This is a genomic window from Parviterribacter multiflagellatus (assembly GCF_056863265.1).
The window spans coordinates 318,948-337,249 of sequence record NZ_JBXPIZ010000001.1; the positions used below are offsets into that span (position 1 = coordinate 318,948).

An 18,302-nucleotide genomic window follows, 5' to 3' on the forward strand; every position below is an offset into this window, starting at 1 on the left:
CGCCAACGGGACGGCAACGCGCGCGCGAGAGCCTGCCGGCCATGCTTCTCACCGCGAGCCCCGACGTCACCGCCGACATCCGTCCACTGCGCGCCCACTGCGCCGGTGACGTGGTCGTCCCTGGCGAGCGGGTCTGGCCCGCCGCCGTCGCGGCGTGGGGCCTGACCGAGGACGACGCGCCCGCCGCGATCGTCTTCCCCGCCGGCGACTACGACGTCGTCGCGGTGATGGGCTTCACGCGCTACCTCGGCCTCGACGTGGTGCTGGAGGGCGACGACCTCCCGGCCGACCCCACCACCGCCGTCCTCGTCCACACCCCGGGCGCCCGGGCGCCTTGGGCTCGCTGGTGATCGCGCGCCTCCGCGCGCTGCTCGGGCGCGCGTTCCCGCCGCGCACGGACACGCGCATCCGCTAGGCGTCGCGCTGACGTGCGAGCCGATCCAGCACCGGCTGCAGGTGCTCGGGCCGGACCCGAGGCACGCGCGCGTCCCGGGCAGCGACCACCGCGTCGTGCGCGGCGTTGAGCACGACGCGGAGGTCGTGGCCGCTCGTGAAGTACAGGCCGTTGAGCTGGGCGAGCGCGGCTTCCTCGACCACGTCCGCGACCCTCACGCCGAGCGCGTGCCGCTCCAGCCGGCGCTGGAGGATCGCGGTCAGGCCGTCAGCCGGCTGGTCGACCGGAAGCGCGGGGACCTCGATCGCCTCGAAGCCGAACCGGTCCGCGACGGCGGCGACGTCGCTGACGCGCTCGTAGTGCGGATGCATCGCAACGATGAGATCCAGCTGCGGCATCTCGGCGAGCGGGCGGATCGCGTTCGCGTAGAGGCTGGCGACGGTCTCCTCCTGCACGCGGCCGTCGGTGGCGTCGACGAAGTGCTCGGTGTCGTCGATGACGACCAACGGCCGGTAGTCCCTGGAGACGATGTTCAGGACGTCCTCGAAGTCCTGCCGCGCCTTCGGCGCGCTGTCGCCGAACTGGGCGGCGGTGAACGCCTCCTTCAACGCGGCGTGGTAGCTGACCGGCGCGCCGATCCCCGCGCGATGCTCGACCTGCGGACCGGTCTCGACGCTTCCGATGGCCGACGCTTCGGTGAGCTTCACGCGGTCGACGCTGGCGAAGCGGTGCTCCTGGCTCGCGATCTGCTGGACGAGCGTACGCAGGAACGTCCCCGCGTCGGCGAGGTCCGACGGGCGGTCGCCGACGTTCACGACGAGCGCCTCGTACGGGCGCTCGAGCTGCAGGCGAGCGTGGTCCCCGAGGACCTTGAAGATCATCCCCGTCTTGCCTGCGCCCGTGTTGCCGACGATGTGGACACGTTGCGGCTCGACTGCGCGCAGCGCCGACGCGAGCCGCGCCTCCGGCCGCGCCTCTCCGCGCGCCCCTGACAGCTGATGGGACTCGACGTAGACCCGCGCCAGCTCGTCGTGCTGGTACACGGACGCGAACACGCGCTTCTGGGCGATCTCGTCGAGCATCGTCACTCCTGCGGCTGGCCGAAGTCGGGGTTCGGCTCATAGAGCTTCGCGGGGCGTCCTCGCCCCGTCGCCGGTGCGTTGAACGAGCGGACGATCCCCTCGGCCTCCAAGGCGCCGAGCGTTCGGCCCAGGTAGGCGCGCGTCCATCCCGTCCGAGCGAGGAGCTCGGCATCCGCAGCGCTCGCCGGACGTCCGAGCGCCTCGAGCTCCGCCAGCGCCATCGACGCCGGTCGCGACAGCCGGCTCGCCGCGAACTCGCGCGCGCCGACCGCGAAGGTGCGTCGCAGCCCGGACGGGGCGGGCGATGGATCCTGCCGTGTGAGAACCTCCTCGGCCGCCCGGATGACCTGCCGCGGCGTGCCCGGAGGTGGTGCCCCGTTGCGCAGCACCCGCTTCAGCTCGTCATGCTCCAGGCCCCTCGCGAGCAGCCTGCGGACCTCTTCGACGTCGAGGTCGGGCATCTCGACGGTCGCGCTCCAGAACGCGTCCGCCGGCGGCGTCCGCACGGCACTGGCGCGTTCGAGGGTCGAGGCGAGGATCCACTGGTGCTCCAGCATCCACAGCTGGTCGCGGAGGCGGCCGAAGACGTCGTAGCCGACGTCGGGGTCGAGAAGTCCGTCGACGAGGATGACGACCGGCGGCGTCGGCGGGATCTGGCGCAGCGCCTGCAGCAGGCGGATGGCGCCGGTCGGCTCACGGACGGCCGTCTCGTCCTCGGGCGGCGGTGTGCGGTGCCCCGCTCGCTCGTGCGCCTGCGCGACGGCGGCGGCGACGAGCTGGAGGAGCTCCTCGGCGGTGGATGCGAGCGAGGGGTTGACCCAGGCGACGGACCGGCCACGATCCGCGAGCTCGCCGTCGAGGCGGCGCAGGGACGTCGTCTTCCCGGCTCCCGACTTCCCGAGGAGCAGCACGTTGCGGCCAGCGTCGATCGCGTTCAGCAGGGCGCGCTCGACGCGGGGACGCTCGAGGTAGAGCTCCGCGTCCAGGCCGCGAACGACGAGCGGGCGACTTCTGAACCGCATGTGTCAGAAAGTATCAGAAACTTTTCTGCTCTGTGGATCGAAAATGCAGTCCGCGTGGTTGTGGTACCGTCGGCTCATGGTTTTGGACGAGCCACAACTCAGTCCTGTCACCCACGCGATCCAGGATTACGCCAAGGCGATCTTCTCGCTGCAGCAGCGCGGGGGCGGGCCGGTGTCGACGAACGCGCTGGCGGAGCGGCTGAGCGTGACGCCGGGGTCGGTGTCCGCGATGGTGAAGCGGCTGCACGAGCGCGGGCTCGTCGATCACGTGCCCTACAAGGGCGTCGAGCTGACGGCCGACGGGCGGCGGGTGGCGCTCGAGGTGCTGCGGCACCACCGGCTGCTGGAGACGTTCCTCGCGCGGGAGCTGGGGATGTCGTGGGAGCGCGTGCACGAGGAGGCCGAGGTGCTCGAGCACGTCCTCTCCGAGGAGCTGGAGGCGCTGATCGCGGCGAAGCTCGGGCACCCGCGGGTCGACCCGCACGGCGACCCGATCCCGTCCGTCGACCTCGTCCTGGACGAGCCGGTCACGGACGCGCTCGCGACGCAGGAGCCCGGCGCGACCGGTGTCTTCGTGCGCGTGTCCGACGCCGACCCGGACATGCTCGGCTACCTCGGCGACCGCGGCATCGCCCCCGGCGACCGCTTCGAGGTCGTCGAGCGCCAGCCGTTCGGCGGGCCGCTGTTCGTGCGCTTCGGCGACCGCGACGACCTGCACGCGCTGGGCGGCGCGCTCACCAAGGCGATGCGGGTGGAGCTCGACGCGTGACGCGGCGCGCGGTGAAGACCCTGGCCGTGGTGCTGGCCGTCGTCGCCGCAGGCATCGCGGCCACCGGCTGCAGCGTCACCGAGGAGGCCCGCGGCGGCGACGTGTCGACCCGCCAGGTCCGCGTCACCGCGACGACGAACTTCATCGCCGACACGGCCCGCAACATCGGCGGCGACCGCGTGGAGGTCACCGGCCTGATGGGCCCCGGCGTCGACCCGCACCTCTACCGCGCGTCCGCCGTCGACGTCCGCACCCTCCGCAACGCCGACGTCATCTTCTACGGCGGCCTGCACCTCGAAGGCAAGATGGGGGAGCTACTGGAGCGCCTCGGCGAGCATCAGCCCACCGTCGCGGTCACCCACGAGATGCCGGAGTCCCGGCTCCTGAAGACGGGGCCCAACGAGCACGACCCGCACGTCTGGTTCGACGTGACGCTGTGGAAGCACGCGGCCGACGCGATCCGCGACGAGCTCGTGCAGATCGACCCGCGCCACGCCGACACGTACCGCGAGAACGCGGCGGCCTACCAGCGCAAGCTCGACGCGCTCGACGCCTACGCCCGCGAGCAGGTCGCGCGCATCCCGAAGGGGAAGCGGCTGCTCGTCACGAGCCACGACGCGTTCACCTACTTCGGCCGCACCTACGGCCTCGAGGTCGCCGCCATCCAGGGCATCTCGACCGCCGCCGAGGCTACGACGCACGACATCCAGCGCGTCGCGAAGCTCCTCGCCGACCGCGGCGTCGGCACCGTCTTCGTCGAGTCGAGCGTTCCCCGGCAGACGCTCGAGGCGGTCGCCGCCGCCGCGAAGGCGCGCGGGCAGACCGTCCGTGTCGGGACCGAGCTGTTCTCCGACGCCGCCGGCGACGCCGGCACGGAGGAAGGCACGTACCTGGGGATGGTGCGGGCCAACGTCGACCGGATCACGGAGGGACTCACGCGATGAGCGCACCAGCGCTGGAAGTGCACGGGCTGACGGCGTCGTACGGCGCGCGGCCGGTCCTGTGGGACGTCGACGCGACGTTCCCCGCCGGGAAGCTCTCGGCGGTCGTCGGGCCCAACGGCGCCGGCAAGTCGACGCTGCTCAAGGTCGCGCTCGGGCTCCAGCCGTCGGACGCGGGGCGCTCGCTCGTCCTGGGCCAGCCCGCGCGCGCCGCCCTCGATCGGCTCGCCTACGTCCCGCAGCGCGACGAGGTCGACTGGGACTTCCCGATCACCGTCCGCGAGGTCGTCGAGATGGGCCGCTACCGCGCCGCGGGCTGGCTCCGCCGGGTGCCGAAGCGCGACCAGCAGATCGTCGACGAGGCCCTCGACCGCGTGGGCATGGCCGACTTCGCCGCCCGCCAGATCGGGCGCCTGAGCGGCGGCCAGCGCCAGCGCGTCTTCATCGCCCGCGCGCTCGCGCAGCAGACGCCGGTGCTCGTCATGGACGAGCCGTTCGCCGGCGTCGACGCGCGCACCGAGGCGAGCATCCTCGAGCTGCTCCACACGCTGCGCGACGACAGCGGCACGAGCGTCATCGTCGTCCACCACGACGTCGCGACCGTGCGTGCCCAGTTCGACCACGCGCTGCTGCTCAACGTCCGCACGATCGCCAACGGGCCGGTCGAGGAGGCGCTCGCGCCCGACCAGCTGCGGCGCGCATACGGCGGCGTGGCGGCGGACGCGGACCTCGCGGGGGAGGGCGAGCCGTGGGCGGCCTGATCGACCTCCTGCCGCTCGACTACACCGACGCGGTCGTCGTCCTCGGCAGCGCGATCATCGGCCTGACCGCCGGCGTGCTCGGCTGCTTCGCCGTGCTGCGGCAGCGCAGCCTCGTCGGTGATGCGCTCTCGCACGCCGCGCTCCCCGGCGTCGCGATCGCGTTCCTCATCACGGGCGCGAAGGACGCGGGCACGCTGCTGGTCGGCGCGGGCCTCGCGGGCCTCGTGGGCGCGCTGCTGATGGTGGGGATCGAGCGCACGAGCCGCATCCGGCCCGACGCCGCGATCGGCGTGGTGCTGAGCTGCTTCTTCTCGCTCGGCATCGTGCTGCTGACCTACATCGCCAACGGCGACGACGCCAACCAGGCCGGCCTCGACACGTACCTCTTCGGGCAGGCGGCCTCGCTGCTGGAGCGCGACCTGACCGTCATGGCGCTGCTCGGCGGCGCCGCGCTGGCGGTCGTCGCGCTCGGGTTCCGCGCGCTGAAGACCACGCTCTTCGACCCGTCCTACGCGCGCGCCGCCGGGCTCCCCGTCCGCGCGCTCGAGATCCTCATGACCGCGCTGCTCGTCGTCGCGGTCGTCGTCGGCATCCGCGCGGTCGGCGCGATCCTGATGGTGGCGCTGATCGTCGTCCCCGGCGTCGCCGCGCGGCAGTTCGCCGACCGCCTGAGCCTCATGCTCCCGCTCGCCGGCCTGATCGGCGCGGGCGTGGGCGTCGCGGGCGGGCTGCTGTCGTCGAGCGCCGAGGTCCCGACCGGCCCGGTGGTGGTGCTCGTCGGCGTCGCGGTCGTGATCGCGAGCGTCCTGCTCGCCCCCGGCCGCGGCGTCCTGTGGCGCGCGCGGAAGCTGGGCGAGGCGCGGCGCAAGCGCACGCGCGAGGCCGTCCTGCTCGACCTCGCCCGCTCGCCCGAGGCCCCGACGGTGACGGCGCTGGCCCAGGAGACCGGTCGCGCGTCGCGCGAGCTGGAGCGGGCCATCCGCGAGCTCGCGCGCCGCGGCGAGGTGGCGACGGACGGCGACCACGTGCGGCTCACCGACGCGGGGCACCAGGCCGCCGCGTGCGCGCTCGACCTGCGCGACCTGTGGTCCGCCTGGCTGGAGCACGGCCACGAGCTGGCGCTCCCCGACGCGCGCGAACCCGACCCCACCGACCTTCCGGCGACGCTCGGCCCCGAGCGCACCGCGCGGCTGCGGGCGCTCGCCAACGGCGGCGCGGCGACGCAGGAGGCCGCCGCATGAGCGACGACCTGATCATCATCCTCACCGGCGGGCTGCTCGCGACCGCCGCCGGGCTGCTCGGCCCGTTCCTCGTCCTGCGCCGCGTGGCGCTGCTGAGCGACGCCGTCAGCCACGCGGTGCTGCCCGGGATCGTCGCGGTCTGGCTCGTCGCGCAGACCCGCGCGCCGCTGCCCGTCATCGTCGGCGCGGCCGTCTTCGCGGTGCTCTGCGTGCTGGCCATCGACGCGCTCCGCGCGACCGGGCTCGTGAAGGCGGACGCCGCGATCGGCCTCGTCTTCCCGGCGCTGTTCAGCCTCGGCGTCCTCGGCGTGACGCAGTTCGCCGACGACATCCACCTCGACCTCGACTCGACGATCTACGGCGAGATCGCCTTCACGCCCTTCACCACCGAGTCGGTCCTGGGCGTGGACATCCCGCGCGCGCTGCTCGTCCTCGGCGCCGTGACGCTCGTCAACCTCGCCCTGATCACCGCGTTCTGGAAGGAGCTCAAGGCGACGAGCTTCGACCCGTCGTTCTCGCGGACGATCGGGATCGACCCGCAGCGGGTCAGCCGCCTGCTCCTCGTCGCGGTCGCGATCACCGCGGTGTGCGCGTTCGAGTCGGTCGGGGCGATCCTCGTCGTGACGTTCATCATCGTCCCCGCGAGCACCGCGTACCTGCTCACCGACCGGCTGTCCGCGATGGTCGCGATCACCGTCGCCATCGGGTGGATCTGCGCGATCGCCGGGCACCAGGTGGCGTTCGCGGTCGACGCGTCGATCGCCGGCTCCATGGGCCTCGCGGCCGCCATCTGCTTCGTCCTGGCGCTCATCGCGTCGCCGAAGTACGGGTTGGCCGCGCGGGCGCTCCAGCGACGCCGGGCACGTCGGGCGGCCGGACTACCGTCTGAGGGGTGGAGCTCGCCCCGCCAGCAGCCAACGTCGAGCTGAAGCGCGACGCGGCGGGGGAGCCCGTCGTGGCCTTCGCCTTCCCGTACGACCGCCACCTCGTCGACGCCATGCGCGCGATCCCGGGGCGCAAGTTCGACTGGGAGCGCAAGGAGTGGACGGTCCCGCAGCACGAGGTGACCGCGATCTACGTCGCCGACGTCATCCGCCGCTGGCCGTCGCTGGAGGTGGCGGAGGACGTCGCGGCGTGGCTGGCCGAGCAGCCGACGGGCTGGATCGGCCGCGTCGGCGTGCGGAAGGTCGGGGCGGGCGACGGCGAGTTCCTCGTCAGCACGATCGCGGGGGAGCTGCCGGCGGCCGTGGCCGAGCACGCGCGCGTGGTCGACGAGGCCGCCGACGCCGCGATCGCCGCGGGCGTCCCGCTCCCGCCCGGCGCGCCGCCGCGCGTCTACGTCCTGCCCTTCAGCCAGGAGGCCGCCGACGCGCTGCTGGAGGAGCCCGGCGGCCGGCTCGACAAGCCCGCGCTGGGCTGCGCGACGCGGCTGCAGGTCGGCATCCGCCCGCCGCGCGCCGAGCTGGTCGTGGCGCACAGCGTCGACGAGCCGCGGTTCGGCTGCGAGACGCTGTGGGACCCCGACGCCGCCGAGGCGTTCCTGCGCCTGCCGGGCGCGGAGGCGCGCTCGCGCACCGTCCCGATCGACCCGTGGGCGGTCGAGGCGATCGACGCGTGGATCGCCGCGCACGACATCGCGGTCAGCGGCGGCGCCAAGCCCGCGCTCCAGCGGCTGCGCGACGAGCTGGCCGACGCGCAGGGCGCGATCGACCGCTCCCAGGCGCGCGAGGCCGAGCCGCTCGACGACGTCGCGGCGCGGCTGGGCGGGGAGCTGTCGCCGTTCCAGTGGGCCGGCGTCCGCTACGCGCTCGACCGGCGCCGCACGTTCATCGCCGACGAGCAGGGGCTCGGCAAGACCGTCCAGGCGCTGGCGGCACTGGAGGCCGACGACGCGTGGCCCGCCGTCGTCGTCTGCCCGGCGTCGCTGAAGCTGACGTGGGAGCGCGAGGCCGAGCGCTGGCTCCCGCACCGCACGCGCGCGGTGGTCAGCGGCCGCGCCGGCGCGGCGCCGCACGTCGACCTGACGATCGTCAACTACGAGATCGTCGCGGCCCACCGCGAGGCGCTGTCGCGCCGCCGGCCGCAGGCGCTCGTGGTCGACGAGTCGCACTACTGCAAGAACCCGCGCGCCAAGCGCACGCACGCGGTGCGGCGCCTCGCGCAGACGCTGCCCTCCGACGCGCTCCGCCTCGCCCTCACCGGCACGCCGGTCATGAACCGGCCCGAGGAGGTCACCGCGCAGCTGCGCATCCTCGGGCGGCTCGAGGAGTTCGGCTCCGGCGCCCGGCTCAAGCGGCGGTTCACCGGCCTGGGCGACGAGGAGCGGCTGCACTGGCACCTGCGGCGCTCGTGCTTCGTGCGGCGGCTCAAGGCGGACGTGCTCCCGCAGCTGCCCGCCAAGCGCCAGGTCGTCGTGCCGGTGGCGCTCGACAACCAGGACGAGTACCGGCTGGCCGAGCGCGACGTGATCGCGTGGCTGCGCGAGCAGCCGATGGACCTCAGCGAGCTGAACGCGAAGGTCGCCGCGACGCTGCGGGCCAAGCGGCTCGCGCAGATCGGGACGCTCAAGCGGCTCGCCGCGCGCGGCAAGCTCGCGGCCGCGGTGACGTGGATCCACGACTTCCTCGAGTCCGGGGAGCCGCTGATCGTGTTCGCGCACCACGAGGAGATCCAGCTCGAGCTGCTGCGCCGCTTCCCGGACGCCGGCCACATCCTCGGCCGCGACGACCACGAGGAGCGCCAGCGGACGGTCGAGCTGTTCCAGTCGGGCACCGGCCCGCAGCTGCTGGTCTGCTCGACGCTCGCGGCCGGGCACGGCCTCACGCTCACCCACGCGTCGAACGTCGCGTTCCTCGAGCTGGAGTGGACGCCCGCCGCGCACGACCAGGCCGAGGACCGCTGCCACCGGATCGGCCAGCGCGACGCCGTCACCGCCTGGTACCTGCTGGCGGCGAAGACGATCGACGAGACGATCGCGGAGCTGCTGCAGGCCAAGCGCGCCGTGGTCGGCGCGGTGACCGACGGGCGCCGCGAGGACGCCGACAGCCTCATCGAGGAGGTCGTCAGGGCGCTCCGCGCTGGCGAGCCCCGCCGGCACCTGCGGCCGGTGGCCTGAGCGGCTCGGGCACCGGGACCGGCGTCGCCGCCAGCCACGCGTCGATCGCGTCCGGCGGCAGCGGGCGGCTGAGCCGGTAGCCCTGGATCGTGTCGCAGCCCAGCTCGGCGAGGACCGTCCACGCCTCGTCATCCTCGATGCCCTCGGCGACGACGCTGAGCCCGAAGCTCCGCGCCAGCCGCACCGTGGACTCGACGATCGCCAGGTCGGCGGTGTCGTCGCGCAGGCCGCAGACGAACGAGCGGTCGATCTTCAGCTCCTGGATCGGCAGCCGCTTGAGCTTGGCCAGCGACGAGTGGCCCGTGCCGAAGTCGTCGAGCGAGAGCCGGACGCCGAGCGCGCGGAGCCGGTCGAGGTCCTCGATCGCCTGGTCGGTCTCGCTCATCACGACGTCCTCGGTGATCTCCAGCGTGAGCGCGGTCGGCGGCACGCCCGCCGCGCGCAGGGCGCCGGCGACGTGGGAGGGGAAGTCGCGGTCGAGCAGGTCGGGCGCGGCGACGTTGACCGACACGCCGAGGTGCAGCCCCGCCGCGCGCCAGGCCGCAGCGCGCTCCAGGGCGAGGGCGAGGACGCGCTCGGTCAACGCGCGCATGAGCCCCGCACCCGCGGCGACCTCGAGGAACGCGCCGGGCGGGACGAGCCCGCGCTCAGGGTGCTCCCACCGCACGAGCGCCTCGACGCCTGCGACCTCGCCCGTGGCCGGCTCGGCCTGCGGCTGGAAGTGCGCGACGATCTGCCCGGCGGAGAGTGCCTGGCGCAGGTCGCCCAGCAGCGTGAGCCGGTTGCGCGCGGCGGCGTCGAACGCCGGGTCGTAGACCGCCGCCGGCCGCTCCCGCCGCCGCGCGTGCTCCATCGCCGCCGCGGCGTGGCGGATGAGCGCCTGCGCGTCGCGGTCGTGCTCGGGCGCACCCGCGACGCCCGCGTGCGCGCCGAGGTGGAGGGCCACGTCGGCCACGTGCATCGGCTCGGACAGCCGGTCGAGCACGGTGCGGGTCGCGGCGATCGCGGTCGCCGAGTCCATGGTCGGGAGCGCGAGCGCGAACTCGTCGGCCCCGAGCCGCGCCGTCACGATCTCGCTCGACGCCGGGGCGAGCGCGCGCAGGCGGTCCGCGACCTGGCGCAGCACCTCGTCGCCGGCCGCCGTGCCCAGCGCGCCGGTGATCGCGCCGAACCCGTCGAGGTCGAGCACGACCACCGCGATCGGCTCGGCGTCGCGGCGGGGAGCAGCGAGCCGCTCGGCGACGGTCACCTCCAGCCCGCGCCGGGTCTGGAGGCCGGTCAGGTCGTCGGTCAGCGCGATCCGGTTGGAGATCGCCAGCGCCTGCATCTCGCGGAACGTCAGGACCATGCGCGCCGCGGACGCGAGCACGCAGACCGCCGCCAGGGTCATCGCGGCCGGGCGGTCCCGGACGTCGAACGCCAGCAGCACCGAGATCGACAGCGTCGTGAACACCAGCGGGACGAGCACCGACGACCACTCCGGTGCCCGGACGGGCGACGGGCGGACGCCGTGGACCGGCTGCCAGACGGCGACGCCGATGAGCGCCATCGCCCCGAACCACAGCGCGGTCGAGACCGACCCGTCGGGTGCGGTCGTGACGCCGTCGGCGAGGTCGTCGAGGTAGACGACGTCCCCCGCCAGCAGCAGCGTGTACGCGAGCGCGCCGACGAGGTACGCCCGCCCCGGTCGCCACGCCGCCACCGACGCCCCGACCGTGACGGTGAGCAGCAGCGCGAGGTCGCCGAGCGGGTAGAAGTACGCCAGCAGCATGTCCGGGCCGCCCTCGTCGCGCGGGAACGCGGGGAGGAACAGGACGATCGCCACGGCGGCGGCGCCGCACCCGGCGATCACGCCGTCCAGCCACGCGCGCGACGGCAGGTCGTGCGTCCAGCGGCGCATCAGCAGCGCCCCAGCGACGTAGGTGGCGGGGAAGAACGCGATCCAGAGCACGTCGACGAGGCCCTCGGGCACGCCGCTCGCGAGGGCGACGTACGCGACGGCGTAGCAGGAGGAGGCCAGCGCGAGGAACGCCCACGGGGCGCGGTCGATCGGCTCGGCCACTGCGCGCGCGATCACGACGGCGGCCGCGAACGCGAACCCCACGCTCGCCACGACGCGCTCGGCGGCCGTGTCCGCGCCCGCGCCGCCGGGGTTCGCCGCGAGCACCGCGAGGACCGCCAGGGCGACGAGGCCCAGGGCGGTGAGCAGGGCGGGGGCGAAGCGGGCGGTCGGACGGTCGAGCGCGGGGCGTCCGTCCGAGGCGATGACGGCACCGCGCATCCTCTGAGGGCTTCCCCGCTTCGCGGGCGCGCACGCGACGTCCTGGCGCGCACGCCGTCGGTGAGAGCTTCGGACGGATGTCCATGCCCCTACATCCGGTGCATCGGCGCGCCGATCTCCGGGCGGATGGTCTGCCGCCGCGTGCTCCTGTCCCTGCTCGCCTGCACCGCCCTGCTCGCCCCCGCGACGCTCGTCGCGCCGGACGCGCACGCCGCCTCCGCCGCATCGCGGATGGTGTCGATCGCGCGTGCCGAGCTGGCCAAGGGCGTGCGTGAGGTCCCGGACGGCTCGAACCGCGGCACCCGCATCCGGATGTACGGCGCGTCGACGTCGCCGCGGTTCTACCCGGCGCCCTGGTGCGCGTACTTCGTCTCGTGGGTCGCGCGGAAGGCCGGGCGGCCGCTCGGGCCGAGCGGCGCGGGCTTCGGCTACGTGCCGTACCTGCGCTCGTGGGCGGCGAAGACCGGCCGGTGGAAGAAGACGCCGCGCTCGGGCGACCTGATCGTCTTCCCGCAGCACGTCGGGCTGGTCGAGCGGGTCTACCGCAACGGCACGCTGACGACGATCGAGGGCAACTCCTCCAACCGCGTGACGCGGCGGTGGCGGCGGTGGCGGGACGCGCAGGGCTACGCGCGCGTCGCGACCGGCGGCACCGTGAGCGCCGGCAAGCCGTCCGGCACGAACTCGGACGGCAAGCCCACGCGGACCGGCGCGCAGAAGCCGATCGCGCGCATCAGCGTCTACCCGGGCACCGCGATCGAGGTGGGGGAGCCGGCCGGCTTCTCGGCCAACGACTCGTCCGGCGACCTGACGGAGTACCGCTGGGACCTCGACGGCGACGGCTCGTACGACGACGGCCGCAGCGACAACGCCGAGCGCACGTACGGCAAGCCGGGCAAGGTCCGCGTCGGGCTGCGCGTCCGCGACCGCAAGGGCCGCACGTCGTACGCGCACCAGACGCTGACGATCACCTCCGGCCCGGCCGCGCCGACGCAGGACGTCGTGACGCCGGGCCCGCGGGGCCGCGCGCCGGTCGCGAAGGCCTCCGGGCCCGGGCGCGTGGCGGTCAACGCCGCGGCGACGTTCGACGCCGGCCGCTCCTCGTCGCCCGACGGCGCCGCGCTCGCCTACGCGTGGGACCTCGACGGCGACGGCGCGGCCGACGCGGCGGGCCGCTCGGTGACGACCCGCTTCCCGACCCCGGGCGCGCGCGAGGTGCGGCTGACCGTGACCGACGCGTGGGGCCAGAGCGCGGCGGCGAGCGTGCGGGTCGACGTGACCAACGACGCGCCGTCGGCGGCGATCGGCGCGCCGCCGCAGGTCGTGCTCGACGAGCCCGCGGTGTTCGACGCGGGCACGTCGGCCGACCCCGACTCGCGCATCGCCGCCTACGAGTGGGACTTCGACGACGACGGCGTCTGGGACGCCGGCGGCGCGCAGGCCGCGTGGACGTTCGGGGCCGCGGGCTCACGCAAGGTCCGCCTGCGCGTGACCGACGACTTCGGCGCGTCCAAGGTCGCGACCGCCTGGGTGCGCGTGCTCCAGCGCCCGCGCGCCGCGCTGTCGCTCGTGTGGGGCACGCCGCAGGCCGGCGTCTCGGTCGCGTTCTCCGCCTCCGGCACGACCGACCCCGACGGCCGCATCGACCGCCTGGAATGGGACTTCGACGGCGACGGCAGGATCGACCAGACGACGTACTCGGCCGGCGTCAAGCCCTGGTGGACGTTCCCGACCGCCGGCGCCCGCACCGCGCGCCTGACCGTGACCGACAACGACGGCCTCCAGTCGGTCGCCACGCTGCCGGTCGCGGTTCGAACCGGAGGCTGACCACCGGCGGACGATACGGGCGCGCCTACCCTGACGCGGCCATGTCGCACGTCTCCGCCTCCGACCTCGCGTACGCCCACCCCGGCGGCGACCTCCTGTTCGAGGGTGTCAGCTTCACGCTGTCGCCCGGGAGCAAGACGGGCTTGATCGGGGCGAACGGGGTCGGCAAGTCGACGCTGCTGAAGGTGATCGCCGGGCTCCTCGACGCCGAGGAGGGCGCGACCTCGCACGGCGGGCGGCTCGCGTACATGCCGCAGGACGTCGGCGTCACCGGGACCGACGCGACCGTGCGGGAGCTGCTCGTCTCGCTCGCACCCGAGAACCTGCGCGGGCCGGGCGAGCGGATGATCGCCGCCGAGCGCGCGCTGGCGGAGGGCGACGACGCCGCCGGGATGGCGCTGGGCGAGGCGATCGGCGACTGGTCCGAGCACGGCGGCTACGAGCTGGAGGCGCAGTGGGACCGCGCGGCGCGCGCGATCACCGGCCGCTCGTTCCCCGACATCGCCGAGCAGCGCGCCGAGAGCCTGAGCGGCGGCGAGCGCAAGCGGCTCGTCCTCGACGTGCTCTTCAACAGCGACGCGGACGTCCTGCTCCTCGACGAGCCCGACAACTTCCTCGACGTCCCCGCCAAGCGCGCGCTGGAGCAGCAGATCGCGACGTCGAAGAAGACGGTGCTCGTGATCTCCCACGACCGCGAGCTGCTGTCCGCCGCGGTGCGGCAGATCCTCACGCTGGAGGGCCACGGAGCGTGGATGCACGGCGGCTCGTACGCCACGTACCCCGAAGCGCGCGCCGAGCGCCAGCGCCGGATGGGCGACGCGGTCAAGCGCTGGCACGAGGAGGAGAAGCGCCTGCGCGAGCTCGTGCGGACGTTCAAGGAGCGCGCCCGCTACGCGCCCGACTGGGCCAAGCGCGCGGACGCGATGGAGACCCGCTGGCGCCGCCACAAGGACGAGGGCCCGCCGCCACCTCCGGTCGCCGACCGCCAGATCAAGGTGCGGATGAAGGGCGGTGACGCGGCGCGTCGCGTGCTCAACCTCCAGAACGTCGGCATCGACGGGCTCGTGCGGCCGTTCGAGGACGAGATCCACTTCGGCGAGCGCATCGGCCTGATCGGCCCCAACGGCGGCGGCAAGACGCACATCATGCGCGCGCTGGCGGGCGAGTCCGAGCCGTCGACCGGCGCCGTCGGCGTGGGCCCGCGCGTCTCGATCGGCCACTTCACGCAGCTCAACGCGCGCCCCGACCTGCAGGGCCGCGTGCTCATCGACATCGTCCACCAGCGCACCGGCAACGACCAGCGCGCGCTGCAGTCGCTCGCCGCCTACGGTCTGGTCGACGCCGCGCGCCGCTCGTTCGACACGCTCAGCGGCGGCCAGAAGGCGCGGCTGGAGATCCTCTGCCTGGAGCTGGAGGGCCACAACCTCCTGCTCCTCGACGAGCCCACCGACAACCTCGACATCGACTCGTCCGAGGCGCTCGAGCAGGCGCTGGAGGAGTTCGAGGGCACGGTCGTCGCGGTCTCCCACGACCGCGCGTTCCTGCGCCGCATGGACCGCTTCCTCCACCTCGACCGCGACGGCACGGTCCGCTTCCTGCCCGACTACCGGGCGGCCTCCGAGGCGCTGGCCGGCTAGCCCGCGCGCAGGCCGGCGAGCAGCAACCGCACCATCCGGCGCGGGTCGTAGCGAGGGTCGTCGCCGGCCCCGAAGGCGAGGTTGCCGATCGCCCGCAGCAGCGCGTACGGGTGCACGTCCGTGTCCGGCTCGGCCGCCGCGAGCAGCTCCGCGCAGACCGGGACGAGGCGGTCGAGGAAGTAGTCGTGCAGGCCCTCGGTGCCCGCGCGCTCGCCGCGCAGCGCGCCCGCGAGCCCGTGCTTGGTCGCGAGGAAGTCGACGAACAGCTCGGCCCACGCGGCCAGCGCCTCGTGCGGCGTGTGGGCCTCCCGCAGGAGCCTGGGGCCCGCCTCGGCGCACGCCTCGACCTGGTGGCGGTAGACCGCGACGACGAGGTCCGCCCGCGTGGGGAAGTGGCGGTAGATCGTGCCCATCCCGACGCCGGCCCGGGCGGCGATCTCGCGCACCGGCGCGTCGACGCCCGACGTCACGAACACCGCGGCCGCGGCGTCGAGCAGCGCCTGCTGGTTGCGGCGGGCGTCGGCGCGCTTGGAAGGCATCCCGGACATCATGGCGCACAAAACGGAGCGGTGTTCCGTATCGTATGCGGAGCACTGCTCCGCTTCATCGAACGCAAGGACCTCGACATGCAGTACCGCACCCTCGGCCGGACCGGCATCCAGGTCAGCACGCTCGCGCTCGGCGCGATGAACTTCGGCAGCATCGGCCGCACGACGCAGGACGAGGCGACGGCGATCGTCGACGCCGCGCTGGAGGCCGGGATCAACGTGATCGACACGGCCGACATGTACGGCCAGGGCGAGTCCGAGGTCATGGTCGGCAAGGCCATCGCGGGCCGCCGCGACGACCTCGTGCTCGCCACCAAGGCCAACAGCCCGATGGGCGACGAGCGCAACCACCGCGGCAGCTCGCGGCGCTGGCTCGTCAAGGCGTTCGACGACAGCCTGCTCCGGCTCGGCGTCGACCACGTCGACCTCTACCAGATCCACCGCTGGGACCCGGAGACCGCCGACGACGAGACGCTCTCCGCGCTGACCGACCTGCAGCGCGCCGGCAAGATCCGCGCGTTCGGCTCCTCGACGTTCCCGGCCTACCGGATCGTCCAGGCCCAGTGGGCGGCGCGCGAGCACGGGCTGCGGCCGTACGTCACCGAGCAGCCGCCGTACTCGATCCTCCAGCGCGGCATCGAGGCGCACGTGCTCCCGGCGACGCAGGAGTACCGGATGGGCGTGCTGGCCTGGAGCCCGCTGGCCTCGGGGTGGCTGTCAGGCGCGGTCCGGGCGGGGGAGGAGATCCGTACCCACCGCGCCGGCTTCCTGCAGGAGCGGTTCGACCTGTCGATCCCCGAGAACCAGGCCAAGCTCGACGCGGTCGAGCGCCTCGTGCAGGTCGCCGACGAGGCGGGCCTGACGCTGATCCAGCTCGCCCTCGGCTTCGTGACCGCGCACCCGGGCGTGACGAGCGCGCTCGTCGGCCCGCGGACGCTCGACCACCTGCACACGCAGCTCGCCGCCGCCGACACCGTGCTGAGCGCCGACGTGCTCGACGCCATCGACGCGATCGTCCCGCCCGGGACCGACCTCTCGGCGGGGACGAACCACGACACGCCGCCGGCGCTCCTCGACCCGGCGCTGCGCCGCCGCCGCTGAAGCGCCCATCGACGCATTCGACCCGGTATGCGGGTCGAATGCGTCGACCGGCGTGCGTCAGGCGGTCTCGACCGCCACGTCGGCCGAGGCCTCGACGACAGCGCGGCGGCCGATGAGGAGCGCCGCGGCGATCGCGCCGAGGAACGCGAGGCCCGCGCCCGCGAGGAGCGCCTCGTTCATCCCGTCGACGTACTCGACGGCCGAGCCCTCGCCGAGCGCCGCGCCCGCGGGCACCAGCGCGCCCAGCGCGGCGACGCCGACCGCGATGCCGGCCTGGCGGAACGTGTCGTTGACACCCGCGGCCAGCCCGGACTGCTCGGCCGGCGCGCTCGACAGCGCGACGTTCGAGACCGCCGGGTTGAACATGCCGGTGCCGATCATGCCGACCATGAAGCCGGGCAGGAGGACCCACCACGACGAGTCGACCTCGGCCACCACGGCCATGCCGACCAGGCCGATCGAGACGAGCAGCAGGCCGACCGAGATCAGGACCCGCGGCGAGACGCCGCGCTCGAGGAAGGACGCGGTCGCGCCGGCCACGACGAGGTTGAGGATCGTGCCCGGGATGTAGGCCAGGCCCGCCTCCACGGCCGAGAGGCCGAGGATCTGCTGGAGGTAGAGCGTCACGTACAGGAAGACCGCGAACAGCGACGCGGAGATCGCGAACGCGCTGATCTGCGCGCCGGAGAAGTCCGGGTTGCGGAACAGCCCGAGCGGCAGCATCGGCTCCTTGACGCGCGCCTGGATCGCCAGGAACGCGACGAGCAGCGCGGCGGCGCCGGCGAACAGCGAGACGATCAGCGTCGAGCCCCAGCCCTCCTCGTTGCCGCGCAGCAGCGCGAGCACGAGCAGGAAGAGGCCGGGCGCGAGCGTCGCCTGGCCGGGCCAGTCGATCTTGCGCGGGGCGGGGTCGCGCGACTCCTCGACGCCGACCTTGGTCAGCCAGATGCACGCGATGCCGAGCGGGATGTTCACGAGGAACACCCAGCGCCAGTCCAGGCCGCTCGTCAGCGCACCGCCGACCAGCGGGCCGACGGCGAACGAGGCGCCGATCGTCGCGCCGTAGACGGCCAGCGCGCCCGCGCGCTCCTTGGCGCCGGGGAACGCGTGCGCGAGCAGCGCCAGCGAGACGGCGAACATGATGGCCGCGCCGACGCCCTGCACGGCGCGCGCGGAGTTGAGCACCTCGATCGACGGGGCGATCCCGCAGACGACGGAGGTGGCGGTGAAGATCCCCAGGCCGACGTAGAAGAGCCGCCGCCGCCCGAGGCGGTCGGCGAGGAAGCCGGCGGAGAGCACGACGCTCGCCAGCGCGAGCGTGTAGGCGTCGACGACCCATTGGAGGCCGCCGAGTCCGGTGTCGAGATCCTCGGCGATGTCCGCCAGCGCGGTGTTCACCACCGCGATGTCGAGCATCAGCATCGCCGTCGCGGCGGACACGACGGCGAGGGTGAGGCGTTGTGTCCTGGTCATGGGGTCACCCTCTTCGGTCCCGCCGCCCCGGGGCATCGGGGGATCCCCGATTCGTGACCCCCGGACCCCCGTGCGGGGCGGTAACCGCGCGCCCACAAGTTCCGCGGCCC

15 protein-coding genes are annotated in these 18,302 nt (G+C 74.2%); 10 read left to right on the plus strand and 5 right to left on the minus strand.

All coding sequences use genetic code 11. From position 1 onward, the window contains the following. Window positions 1-41: 41 nt before the first annotated feature. Window positions 42-350, plus strand: coding sequence for a hypothetical protein (locus AC1UE5_RS01445; protein WP_482920278.1), 309 nt, complete (start codon window positions 42-44; stop codon window positions 348-350). Window positions 351-411: 61 nt separating this feature from the next. On the opposite strand, the gene AC1UE5_RS01450 is transcribed toward AC1UE5_RS01445, so the two are convergent. Both AC1UE5_RS01450 and AC1UE5_RS01455 read right to left on the minus strand, forming a co-directional pair. Then, window positions 412-1,476, minus strand: coding sequence for a hypothetical protein (locus tag AC1UE5_RS01450; protein WP_482920279.1), 1,065 nt, complete (start codon window positions 1,474-1,476; stop codon window positions 412-414). A 2-nt stretch (window positions 1,477-1,478) separates the two neighbouring features. Beyond that, window positions 1,479-2,498 (minus strand): ATP-binding protein, encoded by a 1,020-nt coding sequence (locus AC1UE5_RS01455; RefSeq protein WP_482920280.1) that lies wholly within the window; start codon window positions 2,496-2,498, stop codon window positions 1,479-1,481. 76 nt (window positions 2,499-2,574) lie between these two features. On the opposite strand from AC1UE5_RS01455, the gene AC1UE5_RS01460 reads away from it, so the two are divergent. The 6 genes from AC1UE5_RS01460 to AC1UE5_RS01485 are packed head-to-tail and all read left to right on the plus strand — an operon-like array spanning window position 2,575 to window position 9,325. Then, window positions 2,575-3,267: a metal-dependent transcriptional regulator gene (locus AC1UE5_RS01460; RefSeq protein WP_482920281.1), complete on the plus strand. Its 693-nt coding sequence runs from the start codon at window positions 2,575-2,577 to the stop codon at window positions 3,265-3,267. Then, the gene (locus AC1UE5_RS01465) at window positions 3,264-4,211 is read left to right on the plus strand and encodes a metal ABC transporter solute-binding protein, Zn/Mn family (RefSeq protein WP_482920282.1); all 948 of its coding nucleotides are present in this window, start codon (window positions 3,264-3,266) and stop codon (window positions 4,209-4,211) included. The genes AC1UE5_RS01460 and AC1UE5_RS01465 overlap by 4 nt, the downstream gene beginning before the upstream one ends. After that, entirely contained in the window at window positions 4,208-4,969 is a 762-nt protein-coding gene (locus AC1UE5_RS01470) for a metal ABC transporter ATP-binding protein (RefSeq protein WP_482920283.1), read from the plus strand. Before AC1UE5_RS01465 ends, AC1UE5_RS01470 begins: the two co-directional genes overlap by 4 nt. Next, a complete protein-coding gene (locus AC1UE5_RS01475; protein WP_482920284.1) occupies window positions 4,957-6,210 on the plus strand; it encodes a metal ABC transporter permease in 1,254 nt (417 codons plus the stop codon). Before AC1UE5_RS01470 ends, AC1UE5_RS01475 begins: the two co-directional genes overlap by 13 nt. Further along, window positions 6,207-7,139, plus strand: coding sequence for a metal ABC transporter permease (locus tag AC1UE5_RS01480; protein WP_482920285.1), 933 nt, complete (start codon window positions 6,207-6,209; stop codon window positions 7,137-7,139). The genes AC1UE5_RS01475 and AC1UE5_RS01480 overlap by 4 nt, the downstream gene beginning before the upstream one ends. After that, complete coding sequence (locus tag AC1UE5_RS01485) at window positions 7,103-9,325, plus strand: DEAD/DEAH box helicase (RefSeq protein ID WP_482920286.1); 2,223 nt, start codon at window positions 7,103-7,105, stop codon at window positions 9,323-9,325. Before AC1UE5_RS01480 ends, AC1UE5_RS01485 begins: the two co-directional genes overlap by 37 nt. Here AC1UE5_RS01485 and AC1UE5_RS01490 read toward each other — a convergent pair. Next, entirely contained in the window at window positions 9,273-11,606 is a 2,334-nt protein-coding gene (locus AC1UE5_RS01490) for a putative bifunctional diguanylate cyclase/phosphodiesterase (protein ID WP_482920287.1), read from the minus strand. The two genes, AC1UE5_RS01485 and AC1UE5_RS01490, sit on opposite strands and share 53 nt — an antisense overlap. A gap of 141 nt (window positions 11,607-11,747) precedes the next feature. On the opposite strand from AC1UE5_RS01490, the gene AC1UE5_RS01495 reads away from it, so the two are divergent. Both AC1UE5_RS01495 and AC1UE5_RS01500 read left to right on the plus strand, forming a co-directional pair. Continuing rightward, window positions 11,748-13,433 carry a PKD domain-containing protein gene (locus AC1UE5_RS01495; protein WP_482920288.1) on the plus strand — a complete coding sequence of 562 codons (1,686 nt, stop codon included), beginning with the start codon at window positions 11,748-11,750 and terminating at the stop codon, window positions 13,431-13,433. 41 nt (window positions 13,434-13,474) lie between these two features. Then, window positions 13,475-15,070 carry an ABC-F family ATP-binding cassette domain-containing protein gene (locus AC1UE5_RS01500; protein ID WP_482920289.1) on the plus strand — a complete coding sequence of 532 codons (1,596 nt, stop codon included), beginning with the start codon at window positions 13,475-13,477 and terminating at the stop codon, window positions 15,068-15,070. Here the strand turns inward: AC1UE5_RS01500 and AC1UE5_RS01505 are convergent. Next, window positions 15,067-15,618, minus strand: a complete 552-nt coding sequence (locus AC1UE5_RS01505; RefSeq protein ID WP_482920290.1) for a TetR/AcrR family transcriptional regulator — start codon at window positions 15,616-15,618, stop codon at window positions 15,067-15,069. The genes AC1UE5_RS01500 and AC1UE5_RS01505 overlap by 4 nt on opposite strands. A 78-nt stretch (window positions 15,619-15,696) precedes the next feature. On the opposite strand from AC1UE5_RS01505, the gene AC1UE5_RS01510 reads away from it, so the two are divergent. After that, entirely contained in the window at window positions 15,697-16,719 is a 1,023-nt protein-coding gene (locus AC1UE5_RS01510) for an aldo/keto reductase (RefSeq protein ID WP_482920291.1), read from the plus strand. 57 nt (window positions 16,720-16,776) lie between these two features. Here AC1UE5_RS01510 and AC1UE5_RS01515 read toward each other — a convergent pair whose 3' ends face one another. Beyond that, window positions 16,777-18,192, minus strand: a complete 1,416-nt coding sequence (locus AC1UE5_RS01515) for an MFS transporter (protein WP_482920292.1) — start codon at window positions 18,190-18,192, stop codon at window positions 16,777-16,779. Window positions 18,193-18,302 lie beyond the last annotated feature (110 nt).

Coding starts and splice junctions, on each gene's coding strand:
- AC1UE5_RS01445 (WP_482920278.1), top strand. CDS start 42: ATGCTTCTCACCGCGAGCCCCGACGTCACCGCCGACATCCGTCCACTG.
- AC1UE5_RS01450 (WP_482920279.1), bottom strand. CDS start 1,476: ATGCTCGACGAGATCGCCCAGAAGCGCGTGTTCGCGTCCGTGTACCAG.
- AC1UE5_RS01455 (WP_482920280.1), bottom strand. CDS start 2,498: ATGCGGTTCAGAAGTCGCCCGCTCGTCGTTCGCGGCCTGGACGCGGAG.
- AC1UE5_RS01460 (WP_482920281.1), top strand. CDS start 2,575: ATGGTTTTGGACGAGCCACAACTCAGTCCTGTCACCCACGCGATCCAG.
- AC1UE5_RS01470 (WP_482920283.1), top strand. CDS start 4,208: ATGAGCGCACCAGCGCTGGAAGTGCACGGGCTGACGGCGTCGTACGGC.
- AC1UE5_RS01480 (WP_482920285.1), top strand. CDS start 6,207: ATGAGCGACGACCTGATCATCATCCTCACCGGCGGGCTGCTCGCGACC.
- AC1UE5_RS01490 (WP_482920287.1), bottom strand. CDS start 11,606: ATGCGCGGTGCCGTCATCGCCTCGGACGGACGCCCCGCGCTCGACCGT.
- AC1UE5_RS01500 (WP_482920289.1), top strand. CDS start 13,475: ATGTCGCACGTCTCCGCCTCCGACCTCGCGTACGCCCACCCCGGCGGC.
- AC1UE5_RS01505 (WP_482920290.1), bottom strand. CDS start 15,618: ATGTCCGGGATGCCTTCCAAGCGCGCCGACGCCCGCCGCAACCAGCAG.
- AC1UE5_RS01510 (WP_482920291.1), top strand. CDS start 15,697: ATGCAGTACCGCACCCTCGGCCGGACCGGCATCCAGGTCAGCACGCTC.
- AC1UE5_RS01515 (WP_482920292.1), bottom strand. CDS start 18,192: ATGACCAGGACACAACGCCTCACCCTCGCCGTCGTGTCCGCCGCGACG.